General features: G+C 43.2%; 20 protein-coding genes. 12 read left to right on the top strand and 8 right to left on the bottom strand.

All coding sequences use genetic code 11. The features are described from left to right. The first annotated feature begins 2 nt into the window (after positions 1–2). Together RH061_RS17805 and RH061_RS17800 are read left to right on the top strand one after the other, a co-directional pair. A complete protein-coding gene (locus RH061_RS17805) occupies positions 3–515 on the top strand; it encodes a MogA/MoaB family molybdenum cofactor biosynthesis protein (RefSeq protein WP_311072167.1) in 513 nt (170 codons plus the stop codon). Between the two features lie 664 nt (positions 516–1179). Beyond that, positions 1180–1704 (top strand): GNAT family N-acetyltransferase, encoded by a 525-nt coding sequence (locus RH061_RS17800; protein ID WP_311072165.1) that lies wholly within the window; start codon positions 1180–1182, stop codon positions 1702–1704. Between the two features lie 201 nt (positions 1705–1905). On the opposite strand, the gene RH061_RS17795 is transcribed toward RH061_RS17800, so the two are convergent. Continuing rightward, the gene (locus tag RH061_RS17795; RefSeq protein ID WP_311072164.1) at positions 1906–2223 is read right to left on the bottom strand and encodes a hypothetical protein; all 318 of its coding nucleotides are present in this window, start codon (positions 2221–2223) and stop codon (positions 1906–1908) included. A 200-nt stretch (positions 2224–2423) separates the two neighbouring features. Here RH061_RS17795 and RH061_RS17790 point away from each other — a divergent pair, with 200 nt between their 5' ends. Beyond that, positions 2424–3629 carry an argininosuccinate synthase gene (locus RH061_RS17790; protein ID WP_311072163.1) on the top strand — a complete coding sequence of 402 codons (1206 nt, stop codon included), beginning with the start codon at positions 2424–2426 and terminating at the stop codon, positions 3627–3629. Beyond that, positions 3626–4996 carry an argininosuccinate lyase gene (argH, locus tag RH061_RS17785; protein ID WP_311072161.1) on the top strand — a complete coding sequence of 457 codons (1371 nt, stop codon included), beginning with the start codon at positions 3626–3628 and terminating at the stop codon, positions 4994–4996. The genes RH061_RS17790 and argH overlap by 4 nt, the downstream gene beginning before the upstream one ends. A gap of 61 nt (positions 4997–5057) precedes the next feature. On the opposite strand, the gene RH061_RS17780 is transcribed toward argH, so the two are convergent. Continuing rightward, positions 5058–5507 (bottom strand): universal stress protein, encoded by a 450-nt coding sequence (locus RH061_RS17780; RefSeq protein WP_214780695.1) that lies wholly within the window; start codon positions 5505–5507, stop codon positions 5058–5060. Between the two features lie 105 nt (positions 5508–5612). On the opposite strand from RH061_RS17780, the gene RH061_RS17775 reads away from it, so the two are divergent. From RH061_RS17775 to RH061_RS17765, 3 genes are all read left to right on the top strand, one after another. Next, positions 5613–5768: a hypothetical protein gene (locus RH061_RS17775; RefSeq protein ID WP_311072159.1), complete on the top strand. Its 156-nt coding sequence runs from the start codon at positions 5613–5615 to the stop codon at positions 5766–5768. Between the two features lie 324 nt (positions 5769–6092). Continuing rightward, positions 6093–7214 (top strand): alanine dehydrogenase, encoded by a 1122-nt coding sequence (gene ald, locus RH061_RS17770; protein WP_167832692.1) that lies wholly within the window; start codon positions 6093–6095, stop codon positions 7212–7214. Positions 7215–7388: 174 nt separating this feature from the next. Beyond that, entirely contained in the window at positions 7389–8318 is a 930-nt protein-coding gene (locus RH061_RS17765) for a manganese-dependent inorganic pyrophosphatase (protein WP_311076446.1), read from the top strand. Positions 8319–8369: 51 nt separating this feature from the next. On the opposite strand, the gene RH061_RS17760 is transcribed toward RH061_RS17765, so the two are convergent. The 3 genes from RH061_RS17760 to deoC form a co-directional block, all read right to left on the bottom strand. Continuing rightward, complete coding sequence (locus RH061_RS17760; protein WP_311076444.1) at positions 8370–8984, bottom strand: AmiS/UreI family transporter; 615 nt, start codon at positions 8982–8984, stop codon at positions 8370–8372. A gap of 131 nt (positions 8985–9115) precedes the next feature. Then, positions 9116–9538, bottom strand: a complete 423-nt coding sequence (locus tag RH061_RS17755) for a cytidine deaminase (RefSeq protein ID WP_226085486.1) — start codon at positions 9536–9538, stop codon at positions 9116–9118. Positions 9539–9573: 35 nt separating this feature from the next. Continuing rightward, positions 9574–10248, bottom strand: coding sequence for a deoxyribose-phosphate aldolase (gene deoC, locus RH061_RS17750; RefSeq protein ID WP_311072157.1), 675 nt, complete (start codon positions 10246–10248; stop codon positions 9574–9576). A gap of 409 nt (positions 10249–10657) precedes the next feature. Here deoC and queF point away from each other — a divergent pair, with 409 nt between their 5' ends. Continuing rightward, a complete protein-coding gene (queF, locus tag RH061_RS17745) occupies positions 10658–11155 on the top strand; it encodes a preQ(1) synthase (RefSeq protein ID WP_167832694.1) in 498 nt (165 codons plus the stop codon). Between the two features lie 280 nt (positions 11156–11435). Here the strand turns inward: queF and RH061_RS17740 are convergent, their stop codons facing one another. After that, positions 11436–12533: a M24 family metallopeptidase gene (locus RH061_RS17740; RefSeq protein ID WP_311072154.1), complete on the bottom strand. Its 1098-nt coding sequence runs from the start codon at positions 12531–12533 to the stop codon at positions 11436–11438. A gap of 214 nt (positions 12534–12747) precedes the next feature. Between RH061_RS17740 and RH061_RS17735 the strand changes: the two genes are divergently transcribed. From RH061_RS17735 to RH061_RS17725, 3 genes are all read left to right on the top strand, one after another. Then, positions 12748–13428 (top strand): metal-dependent hydrolase, encoded by a 681-nt coding sequence (locus RH061_RS17735; RefSeq protein ID WP_311072152.1) that lies wholly within the window; start codon positions 12748–12750, stop codon positions 13426–13428. Positions 13429–13533: 105 nt separating this feature from the next. Continuing rightward, positions 13534–13782, top strand: coding sequence for a hypothetical protein (locus RH061_RS17730; protein ID WP_311072151.1), 249 nt, complete (start codon positions 13534–13536; stop codon positions 13780–13782). A gap of 132 nt (positions 13783–13914) precedes the next feature. Beyond that, positions 13915–15234, top strand: a complete 1320-nt coding sequence (locus tag RH061_RS17725) for a DRTGG domain-containing protein (RefSeq protein WP_311072150.1) — start codon at positions 13915–13917, stop codon at positions 15232–15234. Between the two features lie 383 nt (positions 15235–15617). Here RH061_RS17725 and RH061_RS17720 read toward each other — a convergent pair whose 3' ends face one another. Then, a complete protein-coding gene (locus RH061_RS17720) occupies positions 15618–15914 on the bottom strand; it encodes a YtpI family protein (RefSeq protein ID WP_167832698.1) in 297 nt (98 codons plus the stop codon). Between the two features lie 164 nt (positions 15915–16078). On the opposite strand from RH061_RS17720, the gene RH061_RS17715 reads away from it, so the two are divergent. Next, positions 16079–17014, top strand: coding sequence for a DHH family phosphoesterase (locus RH061_RS17715; protein WP_311072148.1), 936 nt, complete (start codon positions 16079–16081; stop codon positions 17012–17014). Positions 17015–17062: 48 nt separating this feature from the next. On the opposite strand, the gene RH061_RS17710 is transcribed toward RH061_RS17715, so the two are convergent. Then, positions 17063–17386 (bottom strand): hypothetical protein, encoded by a 324-nt coding sequence (locus tag RH061_RS17710; RefSeq protein WP_311072146.1) that lies wholly within the window; start codon positions 17384–17386, stop codon positions 17063–17065. Positions 17387–17643 lie beyond the last annotated feature (257 nt).

The raw sequence follows: 17643 nt of genomic DNA, 5'->3' as shown, positions 1-17643 counted from the left end.
TTATGAGTACACAGGAACACAAGCAGGCTGCACCGAGCCAGGTGCGCTGTAAAGTCATAACAGTAAGCGACACAAGAACCCCCGAAACAGATAAAAGCGGCAAGTTAATGATGGAAATGCTTGAGGCTGCAGGGCATAAAATCGTCGATTACGTCATTGTCAAAGATGAGGCAGATCCGATTAAATCTGAAGTCTTGAAGGGCTGCAGCAATCCAGAAGTTGATGTTGTGCTGACAAACGGCGGCACAGGGATTGCCAAACGCGACGTAACAATCGAAACAGTCCAGAGTATTTTCGAAAAAGAAATACCAGGATTCGGTGAGATATTCCGCATGCTCAGCTATACAGAGGATATCGGTTCGGCTACGTTGCTATCGCGTGCCGCAGCCGGAGTCGTGAATGACCGGGCTGTGTTCTCGACACCAGGATCAACAGGTGCCGTTCGCCTGGCAATGGAAAAACTGATCATCCCAGAGATAGGACATGTGGTAAGGGAACTGACAAAGGATTTATAAATGAAACTCGAGATGGAATCTTAACAGATTTCATCTTTTTTTGTTTTTCTAAAAGGAATCTGGGTTGATTGCTTGAATAACTATAGGGAGTTTCCAGAGAAAAGGAAGATGCTCTGTTAATTGCAGCTTCAGGTTCAGACAGATTTAAGTGAAAAACAAGAAAAGCTGTCAAAAGAAGAGCCAACTTCAGACAGGTTTAAGAAGAAAACAAGAAAAGCTGTCAAAAGAAAGAGCAACTTCAGACAGGTTTAAGAGTAAAACGAGAAAAGCTGTCAAAAGAAAGAGCAACTTCAGACAGGTTTAAGAGTAAAACGAGAAAAGCTGTCAAAAGAAGAGTCAACTTCAGACAGGTTTAAGGGAGAAACAAGAAAAGCTGTCAGAAGAAGAGCCAACTTCAGACAGGTTTTAGCGGAAAACGAGAAAAGCTGTCAAAAGAAGAGCCAACTTCAGACAGCTTTGACAGGAAAACAAGAAAAGCTGTCAAAAGAAGAGCCAACTTCAGACAGGTTTGAGAGGAAAACAAGAAAAGCTGTCAAAAGAAGAGCCAACTTCAGACAGGTTTGAGAGGAAAACAAGAAAAGCTGTCAAAAGAAGAGCCAACCTCAGACAGGTTTGCGGGAGAAACAAGAAAAGCTGTCAAAAAAAAAGGGGGAAGCCTAAAAAGATGTTCGAGTATAGAGAAATTAATAAAGACGAAGAGTTATTGAACCACGTAACGGACTTATACCAACAAGTATGGGAACAAGAAGATAGTTCCATTAGAGATCGAGTGATGAGGCATGCAGGATATGACGGCTATAAAGGTTTTGTGGCTATTTCTGAGCAGGGGGAAGTGGCTGGTTATGCTTATGGTTACTTTTCACAACCGGGTCAATATTATCACGGGTTGCTGTCGAAAGCGTTCAACCCAGAAGAGTATCAAAACTGGTTAGCGGATTGTTTTGAGTTCGTTGAATTGGGGGTGCATCCAGCATTTAGGAATCAAGGATTGGCAAAACAATTGGTAACTGTGCTGGTAGATGGTGTGGAACAGCAGACAGCGGTTTTAACCACTCAACGCAATAATGCTCCTGCCCGCAGTCTATATGAAAATCTGGGTTGGACCGTTTTGAATGATACCTTTTATCCAAATGGTGATGAAGAGCCTTATGTCATTATGGGGAAAAAACTTCAAAAGGAATATACATGAGGTTATTAATCACGATTTTTTTAATTTTCATTGGCAGTATTCTAGTTAGCTTAACCATTGATCAACTCAGTGCATTCGGGAATGGTGTGCTGAGATTAACAGGGGCTGCTTTGATAATAGGTTCCGTTTATTCTTTTCATAAAAGTAAAAACAAAAAATAGCTTGGAACTGCTCCAGGCTATTTTTTATGCAATGAAAGTATTATCGATGCATTTTCTCGGATGAAATGTCCTGCTGGGTGCGGTACCAGAGCCAGAGGTCATTGATGATGGACGCCAGCTCGGAAATTTCACTGTTCAGTTCGCATGAGCGGATAAAGTTGCTTTCATCGTTAAGTTGGGCTTGCTTTAGGTTGATTGTTTTTTCAAGCTCAGCAATCCGGTCGGGAATGCTGCCGCGAATTTTTTCCCAGTGGAGGAGAATGCCGTGCCTTGTTTCCAGGTCATACTCTTCCCAGTTTTCTGTTAGGTCTGGCAGGGGAATGCCAAGTCGGCTGTTAAAAAGAAAAAATTGTTCCATTTCTGATGGTGCCCCCATTCCGGTAATGTTGCTTACATTCTACTATACTTTTAAGTCATCTTCCATTCTAGGCGAATTCACGAGATCAATAAAAAAACATATTTTATCTTGAAATGTGCCCAAAAACCTGTTAACTTTATAAACATGAATAAAAATTTATATTTATGAATAAATATTCGAACACAAAGGAGTATGAAAAAATGGCTGAAAATAAAGTGGTGCTTGCCTATTCCGGCGGGCTTGATACATCTGTTGCAATTAAATGGCTGAAAGATCAGGGATACGCGGTAATTGCGTGCTGCCTTGATGTTGGTGAAGGAAAAGATCTTGAGTTCATAAAACAAAAAGCTTTGAAGGTTGGCGCGGTTCAATCATACGTATTGGATGTCAAAGAAGAGTTCGCCAATGATTATGCACTTTATGCCCTCCAGGCCCATGCACTTTACGAAGGAAAATATCCGCTCGTATCTGCGTTGTCGCGTCCATTGATTTCTAAGAAACTAGTAGAAATAGCAGAAATGGAGGGAGCAACAGCTGTTGCACATGGCTGCACAGGAAAAGGAAATGACCAGGTGAGGTTTGAGGTTTCCATCAAAGCATTGAATCCGGATCTTAAGGTCATTGCTCCTGTCCGTGAGTGGAAATGGTCACGTGAAGAAGAAATCGCTTATGCAGCCAACAATGGCATTCCGATTCCAATCAATCTCGACAGCCCGTTCTCCATCGACCAGAATCTTTGGGGAAGAAGCAATGAATGCGGAATATTAGAGGATCCATGGCAGGCGCCTCCAGTAGAGGCCTATGAACTGACAGCCGAGCTTGAAGACACGCCGGATACACCGGACCTCATCGAGATTGAATTTGTTGAAGGTGTTCCTACCGCGATTAATGGTAAATCATATCCTTTATCAGAATTGATCCTGGAGCTTAACACTGTTGCAGGCAAGCATGGCGTGGGAAGGATTGACCATGTGGAAAACCGTCTTGTCGGCATCAAGTCACGTGAAGTATATGAAGCTCCTGCCGCAATGACATTGATCAAGGCGCATAAGGAACTGGAGGATATTACGCTCGTAAAAGAGGTAGCCCATTTTAAGCCGGTAATTGAGAAAAAGATGACCGAATTGATATACGAAGGGCTATGGTTCTCTCCGCTGAAAGATGCTCTGGCAGCGTTCCTGAAATCAACACAGAAGCATGTAACAGGCACAGTTCGAGTCAAGCTTTTTAAAGGGCATGCGATCATTGAAGGCAGAAAATCTCCGTACTCTTTATACAATGAAAAACTGGCCACTTACACTGCTGACGATGAGTTCGACCATAATGCTGCTGTTGGATTCATCAATCTGTGGGGACTGCCAACAGTTGTCCACAGCATGGTCCAGGGCAAGAAGGTGACAGTGTGAAGAAATTATGGGGAGGCAGATTCACCGGATCCGCTGAAGATTGGGTAGATGAATTCGGTGCATCTATTGGTTTTGACCAGGAGCTGGCTGAGCAGGATATTGAGGGAAGTATCGCCCATGCAACAATGCTGGCAAAGTGCGGAGTCATAACACAAGCTGACGCAGAAAACATCATTCAAGGATTACAAAAACTGAAACAGCAAGCAGCAAATGGCGAACTTGAATATTCAGCCAAACTTGAGGATATTCATCTGAATATCGAACATCACCTGACTGAATTGATTGGTCCAACTGGCGGCAAACTTCACACGGCAAGAAGCAGGAACGACCAGGTGGCGACTGATATGCATTTGTACCTGAAGGAGCAGGTATCGGAAATCATTGAGTTGATCTCTGAGTTCCAAAGAACCTTGGTAGATCAGGCAGGACAAAACATTGAGACACTGATGCCTGGATATACTCATTTGCAGAGGGCACAGCCGATTTCTTTTGCACATCATCTCATGGCGTACTTCTGGATGCTCGATCGGGATAAACAGCGTTTTATGGATAGTATGAAAAGAATCAATTTGTCACCGCTTGGTGCTGGGGCGCTTGCGGGAACTACTTTTCCGATTGACCGCCATATGACAGCAGAAATTCTCGGGTTAGAGGGGATCTATGAAAACAGCCTGGATGCTGTGAGTGATCGTGACTTCATTCTTGAGTTCCTTTCAGACAGTTCGATTTTAATGATGCATCTTTCACGATTATGCGAGGAACTTATCCTTTGGTCGAGCCAGGAATTCCAGTTCATCGAGCTTTCAGATGCTTTCACGACAGGCAGCAGCATCATGCCGCAGAAGAAGAATCCGGATATGGCTGAGTTGATCCGCGGTAAAACTGGCCGTGTCTATGGAAGCCTGATGGGCCTCTTGACGGTTTTGAAGGGATTGCCTCTGGCGTATAACAAGGATATGCAGGAAGATAAAGAAGGCATGTTTGATACTGTGAAAACAGTGAAGGGTTCCCTGAAAATTTTCGCTGGCATGGTCAGTGAGATGAAGGTGAAATCGGAGGAAATGGCCCAATCAGTCAAGAAGGATTTTTCTAATGCGACGGAGCTGGCTGATTATCTGGCAGCAAAAGGCGTACCTTTCCGTGAAGCACATGAAATCGTGGGCAAGCTTGTCCTAGAGTGTATCCAAAAAGGCTGCTATCTCGCAGACCTGCCACTAGAAGCTTACAAATCGACGAACTCATTGTTTGAGGAAGATATTTTCGAAGCATTGAATCCGTATAACGCTGTAAAAAGAAGAAACAGCGCTGGAGGCACCGGTTTTTCACAGGTGAAACTTCAGATCGAAAAAGCAAGAACATCATTATAAATGGAAAAAGCACGAAGTATCACTATTAAGATACTTCGTGCTTTTTGTATATTCAGTAAGGTTAGTTCTCTTTGTCAGTCCGGACAACCAGGACATCACAGGATGCATAGCGGGTGATATGCTCAGAGACACTTCCAATGAAGAAGCGTTCCACTGCGTTCATTCCTGTTGCTCCGCAAATAATAAGGTCGGCGTTGTATTTTTTTGCAACATCTTTAGCAATCTTGACCTTTGGTGAACCATAATCGATGTCATACTCTACGTCTTTGATACCGGCTTCAATTGCCTGCTGCTTGTAGCTTTCCATCAACTCTGTAGCGAACTGCGTCGCACGCTCTGAGATTGTACGGTCATATGCCTCGACAGTAGCAAAGGTGCGTAAATCGATTATGTGGGTCATGACCAGACTCGCGTCGTTTCTTTTTGCGATCTCAATGGCTTTTTTAAAAGCCCATGCTGCTTGTTTAGAACCATCAACGGCAACTAAAATGTTCTTATAGTAAAGTGCCATAGTTCTCGCCTCCTTTACCTATATTATACAACAGTTTCCTTGGTATAGCTGTGACAATCCAACGAAAACTATAGATGCAAGCATCATATTGAAGGAGGATTTTACATGGATAAAAAGCAACAGCGCGGCCAGTCATTTTATGATTACGATGATCAAGGTGTCATGCAGGTAAGCCAGCAAATCATGGATTCATACAACAGCGGAGTTGTACCGCAGGAACAGATGAAGGCTGCAGCAGAAAACAACGAGGAACATAGATAAAGCTGTTCTGGCAGGCTCTGAAAACTCCTGCTAACATATCTATTAAAATGGAAAATAGAGTGGAGATGAGAAGAAGGCTTGCTAAGAACCAACGCTTGGCAAGTCTTTTTCTTATTTTAAAGCTACTTCCTTAAAAATTAAAAATATACAGAATAGTATATTTTAGGGAAATTTGTACGAATTGTTTTGCCAAATGTATCTTTTTCTACTAAAATGAAAGTGTTTTCATCTTGCCTTCAGTATTTTTATACTCACTGGAAAAATGATATAGTGGTGGCATGGCTGAAATGGTAGGGCAATTATTATAATAGGAGGTATGCAATAATGCGTATCGGTGTACCTAAAGAGATAAAAAACAATGAAAATCGTGTGGCTATGACGCCTGCAGGTGTAGTTAACCTTGTAAATTTCGGGCACGAAGTTTTTATTGAGACTGGAGCTGGAATTGGCTCAAGTTTTACAGACGAGGACTACAAAGCTGCTGGTGCTCTAATCGTTGGAAGTGCTGAAGAAGCATGGGCACAGGATATGGTCATGAAGGTAAAAGAACCTCTTGCAGAAGAATACGGTTATTTCCGTGAAGGCTTGATTTTATTTACATATTTGCATCTTGCTCCAGAACCAGAACTGACTAAGGCTTTGATCGAGAACAAGGTTGTCGGCATTGCTTATGAAACGGTACAGCTGGCTAACGGTTCTCTTCCATTGCTTACACCTATGAGTGAGGTTGCAGGCCGCATGTCCACACAAATCGGTGCGCAGTTCCTTGAAAAAGTACACGGTGGAAAAGGAATCCTGCTTGGAGGCGTTCCAGGTGTACAAAGAGGAAAAGTGACAATCATCGGCGGCGGTGTAGCTGGCACAAACGCAGCGAAAATGGCTGTCGGCCTAGGCGCTCAGGTTACAATGATCGACTTGAACCCAGACCGTCTTCGTCAGCTTGATGATATCTTTGGCTCTGACATTACAACGCTAATGTCTAATCCTTTGAACATTGCTGAAGCAGTGAAAGCATCTGACCTTGTAATCGGTGCTGTATTGATTCCGGGTGCGAAGGCTCCTAAGCTTGTGACAGAAGAAATGATCCAGTCGATGAACCCAGGTTCAGTCGTTGTCGATATCGCTATCGACCAGGGTGGAATCTTCGAAACAACAGACAGAATCACGACACATGACAATCCTACTTATGAAAAGCATGGCGTTGTTCACTACGCAGTTGCCAATATGCCTGGTGCTGTTCCTAGAACATCAACAATCGCACTGACGAACGTGACAGTGCCTTACGCTGTCCAGATTGCGAACAAAGGCTACAAGCAGGCTTGCCTGGACAATGAAGCATTGCTGAAGGGAATCAACACACTCAACGGCTATGTGACTTATCAGGCAGTAGCAGAAGCGCATAACCTTGTATACTCTGAAACAAAAACGTTATTAGAGCAAATTTAATTTTTCTGGATCCGGATGAAATATTCCGGATCTTTTATTGTTGATACAGGTAAAGCAACTCTATTTAACACAAAGCTGTTTAAAATCTTTCAATTTTAGCGTATATTATTTATGGGATATACGGGTTCTAGTCGCTAGAATATCCGTGTTAATTTGTTATTGAGGAGTGTCATGATGGAAAAAGTACTTGTTTTTGGACATAAAAATCCTGATACGGATACAATTTGCTCTGCCATTGCCTATGCTAACTTGAAGCAAAAGCTTGGTGTCGAAGCGGAAGCCGTGCGTTTGGGCCAGGTTAATGGAGAAACTCAGTATGCTCTTGATTACTTCAAAGCTGAAGCACCACGCCTTGCAGGAAGAGTTTCAGAGGAAGTGGACAAGGTCATCCTTGTTGACCACAATGAACGCCAGCAGAGCGCTGATGATATTACAGATGTACAAATCATCGAGGTCATCGACCACCACCGTGTGGCGAACTTTGAGACGAGCGATCCGCTATATTTCCGTGTTGAGCCAGTAGGCTGTACGGCGACAATCCTAAATAAAATGTACAAAGAAAACAATGTAGAGATCGATAAGAATGTCGCAGGACTAATGCTGTCAGCGATCATTTCTGATTCATTATTATTCAAGTCCCCGACTTGCACAGACCAGGACGTTGCAGCGGCACGTGAATTGGCTGAAATCGCAGGTGTGGATGCTGAGGAATATGGCCTTGAAATGCTGAAGGCTGGCGCGGATCTCAGCAGCAAAACAATCGAAGAGCTTATCTCACTTGATGCCAAGGAATTCCAAATGGGTGAATCCAAGGTTGAAATCGCACAAGTAAACACAGTTGATGTCAATGACGTCCTTTTACGCAGAGTGGAGATTGAAGAAGCATTGATCAATAAAGTGACAGAAAAGAAGCTTGACCTATTCTTGCTTGTCATCACAGATATATTGACAAATGATTCTGCAGCGCTTGCGATTGGTGAAAAGGCTGCAGCTGTTGAGGAAGCATTCAATGTTACACTTGAAAACAATACTGCGACCCTAAAGGGCGTAGTATCACGCAAGAAGCAGGTCGTTCCAGTATTGACTAACGTACTTGCGAAGTAATGCCTAACAAAAAACCGTCCTGGCCGATTTGGCAGGACGGTTTTTTGGATCTTATGCGAATTTCTCGGTTCTGGCAGAAGCTTTCTTAAGCCTTAATGTTATATAAGCAAAGTATAGAAAAGCGGCAATTGAGAAGTAAATCCAGGCATTGGCAACCTGATCCGTCTTCCATAGACCAGTCATCGACAGCAGGGCCGGGAAGGTCAATGTCAGCCATGACTGGACCATTGCAACCTTTCCAATATAAACGTCAATTTTCTTGCCCATTCCCATTGATAAAAAGAACAGGAACCATAGATATGCCCACATCAGCCATGTAAGAGCGTTGACAATGTCATCAAAATGGACAAAGGCAACCGCCGCATAAATGACGGCAAGGATCGCAACCCAGAGGGAATACCATCCAAGGCCGGTGCCATCAAGCTCTTTCCACAATGTCAACCCGACATATAAATAGGTGAAACCAAATAGAAAGATGCTTGCAAGGCTGTAGACCGTCCAGTTATTCTGATCTGATACAGCAATCAAGTAAAAGGGCACGATGACTTGCAATGCCCCGATGAATAGATTGAATACTGCCACGCTTTTCGCGTTAGCCTTCCCTAAAAGCATCAAGCTGTTCAGGAAAAGTGCTGCGCCTGATAATAATAAACCTGCGTCTCCCATGATGTAATGCCGACCAAGTCGATCAGCTCTTTCCTCCTTTATCAAGCAAAAATAGGGTGAATAAGAAAGAGCAACCCCGTTATCCATTCAGGATCACGAAATTGCCCCTTGTTAATTTTCAAATAATCACATTAAACCATCTTCTTTGACATATCTACCTTATCCATATCCTTGGAAGTAAAATAGCCAGGAAGAATTTCATCGATTGTCGTTTCCTTAACATCCCCGTTAAGGTTGGCAAGGTAAATCTTTGTATCGTCAGTTGCGAATTCCGCAATTACCTGGCGGCAGGCACCGCAAGGAGAAACAGGACCTTCTGTATCAGCGACTACTGCAATCGCCTTGATTTCTGTATCCCCTTCAGAAACGGCCTTGAAAATGGCTGTTCTTTCGGCACAGTTCGTCAGGCCAAACGAGGCATTTTCAATATTGCAGCCAAGATAGACATGATCATTACTTGTGATAATTGCAGCGCCAACCTGAAACTTAGAATATGGAACGTATGCTTTGCTTCTTGCATCAATAGCTTTTTCAACAAGCGTTTTTTTATCCATCGTCCATTCCCCATTCCCGTTTGATATTTTTATGCTTAGTAAGAAGAGTCTGAAGACAGGCCGTTGACGATTGCCACACCAGAGCTTGCGCCAATTCTTGTTGCGCCAGCTTCGATCATGTTCTGTGCATCTTCAAGGCTTCTGACTCCGCCTGAAGCCTTAACGCCAAGATCAGGGCCAACTGTTTTTCTCATTAGGGCGATATCTTCCACCGTAGCTCCGCCTGTTGAGAAACCAGTTGAAGTCTTCACGAAATCTGCTCCTGCATTGACAGAAAGTTTGCATGCCATTTCTTTTTCCTCATCAGTAAGAAGGCAAGTTTCAATGATGACCTTAGTCAATGCTTTGCCTTTTGCAGCGTCAACTACCGCTTTGATATCTTGTTCAACCAAGTCGTATTGCTTGTCTTTCAATGCGCCGATATTGATGACCATATCAACTTCAGTTGCGCCATTTTCGATTGCATTCTTAGTTTCGAATGCTTTTACCTCAGATGTTGAAGCGCCTAGAGGGAAACCGATTACAGTACATACTTCTACACCCTCAACATCCTTAAGGATTTCAGCTGCCTTCTTTACCCAAGTTGGGTTAACGCAAACAGAAGCAAATTTATATTCTTTTGCTTCCTCAGCCAGCTTTACAATCTCCGCTTCGGTTGCATTTGCTTTAAGTAATGTGTGGTCGATCATTCTTGCTAGTTCATTCGTCATTTAGTTCAAACCCTTTCTGTATAAAAAATAGTTGAAACGCTTTCATCAATTAGAAAAAATATATAACCTCAATTTATTATGTGTCACTTACATGAATAATATATCAGGTGGGTGAACATATGTAAATAACCATATGAACATATGTAAAAATAAAAAATGGAAATACATGAATTTGTCATATTTCCATTCAAAATTTTCTTTTGACTTTAATAGGGGTTTTCATTATAGTTGCTATATAAAATTCAATAAAATCATCCTGCATTCGCGGGAGAGGTTCATAGCGGACACCCTCTATAAAAAACTATGGCTTTGAAAAATTTCAACCATATCCCAGAGGATATGGTTTTTTATTTGATAAGCAAAGTTCCTGGGCCTCGAAAGCGTGCAGATTAAATAGGAGGCTTTTATCATGGCTGGAAGAAAAGATGAAGAAATGAAAGATTTGACATTGCTAGGCAATCAGGGAACAAAATACTTGTTTGAGTACTCTCCTGAAATCCTTGAAACCTTTGAAAATAAACATCCGTACCGCGATTATTTTGTAAAATTCAACACACCGGAATTCACGAGTCTTTGCCCGATTACAGGACAGCCTGACTTTGCATCGATTTATATCAGCTATATTCCAGACAAACTAATGGTCGAGAGCAAAGCGCTGAAATTATATCTGTTCAGCTTCAGGAACCACGGGGATTTCCATGAAGATTGCATGAACATCATCATGAATGACCTGATCAAACTGATGGACCCAAGGTATATCGAGGTTTGGGGCAAATTCACGCCAAGAGGCGGCATCTCCATCGATCCGTACACCAACTACGGCAAGCCAGGAACGAAGTATGAAGAAATGGCAAACTACCGGATGATGAACCACGATATGTATCCGGAAAAAGTCGATAATCGCTAAAATCTGAAAAGAGCAGCTTCGCATGCTGCTCTTTTTTAACTGGAAAAAAAACTCAGATATTTTCCGATTCGCTATAAAAAGTCGAAACTCGCTATAAAAAATAAAAAATCGCTTTAAAAAATTGAAACTCGCTATATAAACTAAAAACTCGCTATATAAAAATAAAAGTCGCTATAGTCGCTATATTAAATTTGCAGCGTTAAATGCGCTATGGAAATTAGCCTTTTCAACCAAAAACAAACCGCCTGGATCAAGTGACCCAGGCGGTTTTGTGTTTATTTTACGATACAAATACCAATTCTTTAGGGAATTTCGTCAGTATTTCGATTCCGTCCTCTGTGATGACGACATCATCCTCAATCCTTACTCCGGCGACGCCTGGCACATAAATTCCTGGCTCAGCGGTGAACACCATTCCTTTTTCCATCACTAAAGGATTGGTGCTGGTCAGTGATGGATACTCGTGGACGCTGACTCCGAGTCCGTGTCCAAGGCGGTGAGGGAAGTAGTCGCCGTATCCAGCCTCTTCAATCACACGGCGTGCAGCAAGGTCGACCTCTGAGCAGGCAACACCAGCTCGTGCGGTATCAAGGGCTTTCAGCTGTGCTTTCAATACGGTGTTATAGATTTCTTCCTGCTGTTTGTTGATCTCACCGTAAGCAACAGTCCTTGTGATGTCCGAGCAGTAGCCATCCATCACAACACCTAGGTCGAACAGGACAAGATCGCCTTTCTTGATCTTTGTCAGTCCTGGTGTGCCATGCGGAGCTGCTGCATTTGCACCTGTAAGGACCATCGTTGAAAACGACATCTGCGTTACGCCTTTTTTCTTCAATTCGTATTCAATCGCTGCAAGTACGTCAAGTTCGGTTTTGCCTTCCTGGATTTCGCTAACTCCTGTCTGGATGGCAAAGTCTGCTAGCTCACACGCTACTCTCAATTTCTGCAATTCTTCTTCACTTTTGATCATTCGCATCAGGCGAAGTTTTTCTTCTGCCGAAACAAATTCTGAGCCGCCAAACAAGGCAGACATCTTTTCATAGCGCTCTACATTCAATTGTTCCTTCTCAATCGCTGTTTTCTTGATAGAAGGAACGCGATTCTTGATTGCATTGTAAGCAAGCTCCATTGAATCATCGGTATCGCTGTACCCGATAATCTCAAGCTCCCATCCTGCATTTTTCGCGTTTTCCTTATCCATCGCCGGGCAAATCATGAAAGGCTCGGCATCCTGGAATACCGCAACCGCCAGCAGTCTTTCATGGGGATCGCTTAAAAATCCGCTAAGGTAAAATACATTGTCAGGTGATGTAACAAAAGTGACATCGACACCATTGTCCTTCATCCATCCTGATAACTCAGCCAATCTTTCAGTCATATAAATTCCTCCTCTGATATGTACATCACACTATGAGAGTAGCAATTCGCTGGTGAAAAGTAAAACTTTTAACGAAAGAGGCTGTTGGGTATAAAGAAATTGGAAGAAGGAGATAGACAAAGGGTGTTGAAATAATTTAGTAAGATGGCTTTTTTCGCAAAGGCTGCAGGAGAAGTCTTTAGCCAGAAAAGCCTTAGATGAAAGGAGAGAGAATATGAAAGTATCTTATCACGGACATTCTGTTGTTAAAATCGAAACAAATGGAAAGACCATTCTGATTGATCCATTCATTACAGGCAATGATCTGACCGATTTAAAGGTGGGAGATGTGAAACCTGACGTCATCATCCTGACCCATGCCCATGGCGACCATCTTGGGGATACGGTCGAACTGGCGAAGAAGCATGATGCGCTTGTAATCGCCAACTTCGAAGTGGCTACATATTTAAGCTGGAAAGGCTTGAACACTCATGGCATGTCGATAGGCGGAGCGTATGAATTTGATTTTGGCAAAGTCAAAATGACACCTGCCTTCCATGGAACAGGCATGATCACTGAAAACAATGAAATCATTTATGGCGGCATGCCTGCTGGAATTCTGTTGATGGCAGAAGGGAAGACGGTGTTCCATGCAGGTGACACGGGTCTGTTTTCAGATATGAAGCTGATTGGGGAGAGACATCCAATTGACCTGGCATTCCTGCCGATCGGCGACAATTTTACAATGGGCCCGGAGGATGCAGCATTGGCTGCGGAATTTCTGGATGCGAAGCAAGTGGTGCCAATCCACTTCAATACATTCCCGCCAATCAAGCAGGATCCACATGCCTTTGTAAAAATGCTCAAGAAAAATAAAGGCACTGTTCTTGAAGCAGGAGAGGCAATTGAATTATAGGAGTCAAAAGCTGCACATGAACTTGTGCAGCTTTTTCTATTTAATATGCTAATTTTAGCTTAGGAAGCATAGATATAAACTAAGACAACCTGTAGGAGGGAAAAAATGAAGAAGAACCGTTACTTGCTATACCTGCTGTTATGCGGCATGATGCTTTACATAGGAATGCCGGAGCTCAACTTCCAGATGGGAGGGAAAGAAGCTTTGTTTGCCGGTTCCTGGCTCTTCCTGGCCCTGCTAGTCTTCGCAGGGAACCTGGCAGCTTTTTTATACACGCCAAAAAAACGATCACAGCCAGGCAGCAGGAAGATGGAAAACAGCTTGAAGAGAAAATCACGCGTTTACACTGGCTGATATGGTTCAGCCAGTTTTTCTTTTATATAAAGGACTTCCTTCCTAATTAAATTGAATCCCTCCCTTATAAACCTTATAATAATAATGGATAGAACTACTTTGAACGGAAAATTATTAAAAAGGGTGAAAGTCTTGGCAACTAAGCATGAACAAATACTTCAATATATAGATGAATTGCCAATAGGAGAAAAAATATCGGTACGCCAAATCGCCAAGGCGCTGAACGTAAGCGAAGGAACTGCATATAGAGCCATTAAGGATGCTGAAAATAAAGGGTATGTCAGCACGATTGAGCGTGTTGGCACTATCCGTATTGAACGGAAAAAGAAAGAGAACATAGAGAAGCTTACCTTTGCGGAGGTTGTCAATATTGTTGATGGCCAGGTACTCGGCGGACGTGCTGGTCTTCATAAAACATTGAACAAATTCGTCATCGGGGCGATGAAGCTTGAAGCGATGATGCGTTATACGGGTGCGGGCAATCTGCTCATCGTCGGGAACCGCGACAAAGCTCATGAGCAGGCGCTCAGGGCAGGGGCAGCTGTTTTAGTGACTGGGGGCTTTGATACCGAAGACCATGTGAAAAAGCTGGCAGACGAACTGCAGCTCCCGATCATTTCAAGCAGCTATGATACTTTTACAGTCGCCACCATGATCAACCGTGCGATTTACGATCAGTTGATCAAAAAGGAAATTATCCTTGTTGAGGATATCCTGACACCAGTTTCTGAAACGATTTTCCTTAAGGCCAATGAGCGTGTATCAGATTGGTACCGCCACAAGGATGAAACACTGCACAGCCGCTTCCCGGTAGTGGACCAGAATATGAAAGTAATCGGCATGATCACATCGAAGGACGTTATGGGCCATGAACAGGACACCTTGATTGAGAAAATCATGACAAAGAATCCAATGACCGTTAGCGGGTCGACGAGTGTCGCTTCATCCGCCCATATGATGGTGTGGGAAGGGATTGAAGTCCTGCCCGTTGTGGATGATGCCAACAGGCTTCAGGGCATTGTCAGCAGGCAAGATGTGTTGAAGGCCCTCCAAATGATCCAGCGCCAGCCTCAGGTAGGGGAAACCCTCGATGATACCGTTACAAACCAGCTCGTCCTGGCAAAAGGAAAAACAAAGGATGAAGACATTTTCCGCTGCCAGGTGACTCCGCAGATGACGAATCATCTTGGTACGATTTCATATGGCGTGTTTACAACCATCGTCACAGAAGCCGCAAACCGCGTGCTGAGGGGCTATAAAAAAGGTGACCTGGTTGTCGAGAATATGACGATCTATTTTATAAAGCCAGTGCAAATTGACAGTGTCATAGAGATTTATCCGAAGGTGCTTGAAGTAGGAAGGAAGTTCGGGAAGGTCGATATCGAAGCCTTCAATGACGGAATTCTTGTAGGCAAGGCGATGATGATGTGCCAGCTGATTGATAGGCATTAATGGGTGTGGAAAGGCTGATCGACCGGCACTAATGGACTTGCAAGTTAGTAGATAGGCAATAAAAGATGTATAAAGCCGATCCTGAACCGGATTGGCTTTGGCTTTAGTAATAACTGAAAGTTGATTTTTACGGTGATTGAAAAATAAACGGAAAAATTTCGCTTAAATTGGAAACGACCCTTATTTTCTTAAAAATAAGGGTCGTTTTTCCGTTTATTTAATCCAAATCGTTGAATTTTGTCTTGTTTTTAATAGTTAACCGGAATATCTCCGCTTATTTCAGCTTCATTAGTGTCCACTAAATACAATAGCCGGAAATCCTCCGCTAATGAATCCTCAACCTACAGGAGAATCAACAATGAATGAAAACAGAGCCTTGTCTTTTAGTTTTCCTGTGCTTCTTTCGCAGCGTGCGGAAGGTAGAACTTATATGCTTTGATTCCCGCCCAAACACTCATTGAACCCATAATAATGAAGATGGCACTTACGATGTAGGTGACAGTCGTTTGGAAAAGGAATAGCTGGTTGATTCCGAAAAGTCCGACGAACAATCCAAGTGCGATGCTTGATTTGGCCGAAAGCCAGCTGCGTTCTGCAGGCCTTTTACTGCGGACATATTTAATCTTGTAAAAGATATAGAAGACAAAAGAAAGTACGATCAAAAATACGAGAATAGGCATTGCAATTCCTCCAAATTCATAATCTACTCTATTTTACAGCTTATCGAGGGGTATTGCCAAGCAAAGGTTAGAGAATGACAGAAACTTTGCTAGATGATGTTCTGCTTTTCTTTTCCAAAAAATATGTTCATAATTAAGATATGAAAAAATGGAGGAGCATTTTGATGAAAGAGCAAATACTTGAGGCAATTGAAAATTACGAAACGATCATTATCCATCGTCATGTGAGACCAGACCCGGATGCATACGGTTCACAGGGAGGGCTGGCTGAAATCCTGGAGGCTTCGTACCCTGAAAAGACGATTTATACTGTCGGCGAAGAGGAGCCATCGCTTCATTATTTGAGAAGGCTTGATTCTATCTCGGACGATACTTTTAAAGGCGCGCTGGTCATTGTCTGTGATACAGCGAATGCCGAGCGAATATGCGATGATCGTTATGGTTTAGGAGAGCAGCTTGTGAAGATTGACCATCACCCGAATGAAGATCCGTACGGTGATCTTCAATGGGTGGATACTTCGGCAAGCTCTACGAGTGAAATGATTTATGAGTTTTACCTGACTTTCAAGGATAAAGGACTGAAGATGTCTGACGAAGCAGCCAGATTGCTGTATGCAGGCATCGTTGGCGACACTGGCCGCTTCCTGTATCCGAGCACGACTAACAAAACTTTTGCCTACGCAGGAGAATTGATCCATTATAACTTCTCGCGGACAGAGCTTTATGACAGAATGTATGAGTTGGCGCCGAATGTGGTGAAGTTGAACGGATACATCCTCCAGAACTTCGAGCTGCTGGAAAATGGTGCGGCCAAGGTCGTGATGAAGCAGGAGCTGCTTGATCAGTACTCCGTCAAGCCATCTGAAGCATCATTGCTTGTGAGTGAGCTGGGGAATGTCAGGGGAATCAAGGCCTGGGTATTTTTCATTGAGGAAGAAGATCAAATCAGGGTTCGCCTTCGTTCCAAAGGACCTGTAATCAATACGATCGCCAGGAATTACAATGGCGGCGGCCATCCGCTCGCTGCGGGAGCGTCCATTTATTCATGGGACGATGTCGACCGTGTTCTTGATGACCTGATTAATGCATGCAAGGAATAACATCATAAAGGTGCGCTTCAGCATGGAAGCGCACCTTTTCAATCCAAATTATCTATTATTGAAATACACCTGTAAGGCACCCGTGATTTCCGCATTCGAACCATCTGTTTTGATATGATAGTGATCACCATCTAGGGAAGCAGTAAAATCGGTGATACCTTGCTGTTTTAAGAAGTCATCGATGTCGGAAAGATTTTCACCCTGATTTTTAAGGCTTTTTTGACCGACAAAATCATCATTCACATACACATCGTATTGGTCCTCATTTAATTTCACCTGGTTATCAGAGTTAGCATTATTTATCGCGTAAGGCGGGAATAAGCCACCTCCGACGCCGCTGCCGCTATTTCCTGCCCCATTGTTAAAACTCATCTGAATCCCTCCTGTTTTATACCTTTGCATATGCTTTATAATTCCCGTATTTTTCAGGAGTCACACAAACAGATAATAACTGGAGTGAATTACCTGTGATCTGATTCAGACAGCTTTCGTGTGGCAAGCTCAAAAGCTATCAAGAAAACACGGTTATTGTGACAGGTTTCAGAGTTCAGAGCCCAAAGCTGTCAAGAAAACGGAGTTATTGTGACAGGTTCTAGAGTTCGGAGCCCAAAGCTGTCAAGAAAACGTGG

Origin of the sequence: Mesobacillus jeotgali (assembly GCF_031759225.1) — a bacterium.
GTDB classification, from domain to species: Bacteria; Bacillota; Bacilli; order Bacillales; family Cytobacillaceae; genus Mesobacillus; species Mesobacillus jeotgali_B.
Note: the sequence above shows the minus strand (reverse complement) of the source record. Positions and strands in the feature narration are given on the sequence as shown.

Bases quoted from the DNA above. Each gene is read 5' to 3' on its own strand.
- RH061_RS17740 (WP_311072154.1), bottom strand. From the start codon at position 12,533: ATGACTGAAAGATTGGCTGAGTTATCAGGATGGATGAAGGACAATGGT.
- RH061_RS17735 (WP_311072152.1), top strand. From the start codon at position 12,748: ATGAAAGTATCTTATCACGGACATTCTGTTGTTAAAATCGAAACAAAT.
- RH061_RS17765 (WP_311076446.1), top strand. From the start codon at position 7,389: ATGGAAAAAGTACTTGTTTTTGGACATAAAAATCCTGATACGGATACA.
- RH061_RS17720 (WP_167832698.1), bottom strand. From the start codon at position 15,914: ATGCCTATTCTCGTATTTTTGATCGTACTTTCTTTTGTCTTCTATATC.
- RH061_RS17760 (WP_311076444.1), bottom strand. From the start codon at position 8,984: ATGGGAGACGCAGGTTTATTATTATCAGGCGCAGCACTTTTCCTGAAC.
- deoC (WP_311072157.1), bottom strand. From the start codon at position 10,248: ATGACGAATGAACTAGCAAGAATGATCGACCACACATTACTTAAAGCA.
- queF (WP_167832694.1), top strand. From the start codon at position 10,658: ATGGCTGGAAGAAAAGATGAAGAAATGAAAGATTTGACATTGCTAGGC.
- RH061_RS17755 (WP_226085486.1), bottom strand. From the start codon at position 9,538: ATGGATAAAAAAACGCTTGTTGAAAAAGCTATTGATGCAAGAAGCAAA.
- RH061_RS17775 (WP_311072159.1), top strand. From the start codon at position 5,613: ATGGATAAAAAGCAACAGCGCGGCCAGTCATTTTATGATTACGATGAT.
- RH061_RS17800 (WP_311072165.1), top strand. From the start codon at position 1,180: ATGTTCGAGTATAGAGAAATTAATAAAGACGAAGAGTTATTGAACCAC.
- RH061_RS17710 (WP_311072146.1), bottom strand. From the start codon at position 17,386: ATGAGTTTTAACAATGGGGCAGGAAATAGCGGCAGCGGCGTCGGAGGT.
- RH061_RS17780 (WP_214780695.1), bottom strand. From the start codon at position 5,507: ATGGCACTTTACTATAAGAACATTTTAGTTGCCGTTGATGGTTCTAAA.
- ald (WP_167832692.1), top strand. From the start codon at position 6,093: ATGCGTATCGGTGTACCTAAAGAGATAAAAAACAATGAAAATCGTGTG.
- RH061_RS17715 (WP_311072148.1), top strand. From the start codon at position 16,079: ATGAAAGAGCAAATACTTGAGGCAATTGAAAATTACGAAACGATCATT.
- RH061_RS17805 (WP_311072167.1), top strand. From the start codon at position 3: ATGAGTACACAGGAACACAAGCAGGCTGCACCGAGCCAGGTGCGCTGT.
- RH061_RS17790 (WP_311072163.1), top strand. From the start codon at position 2,424: ATGGCTGAAAATAAAGTGGTGCTTGCCTATTCCGGCGGGCTTGATACA.
- RH061_RS17730 (WP_311072151.1), top strand. From the start codon at position 13,534: ATGAAGAAGAACCGTTACTTGCTATACCTGCTGTTATGCGGCATGATG.
- RH061_RS17795 (WP_311072164.1), bottom strand. From the start codon at position 2,223: ATGGAACAATTTTTTCTTTTTAACAGCCGACTTGGCATTCCCCTGCCA.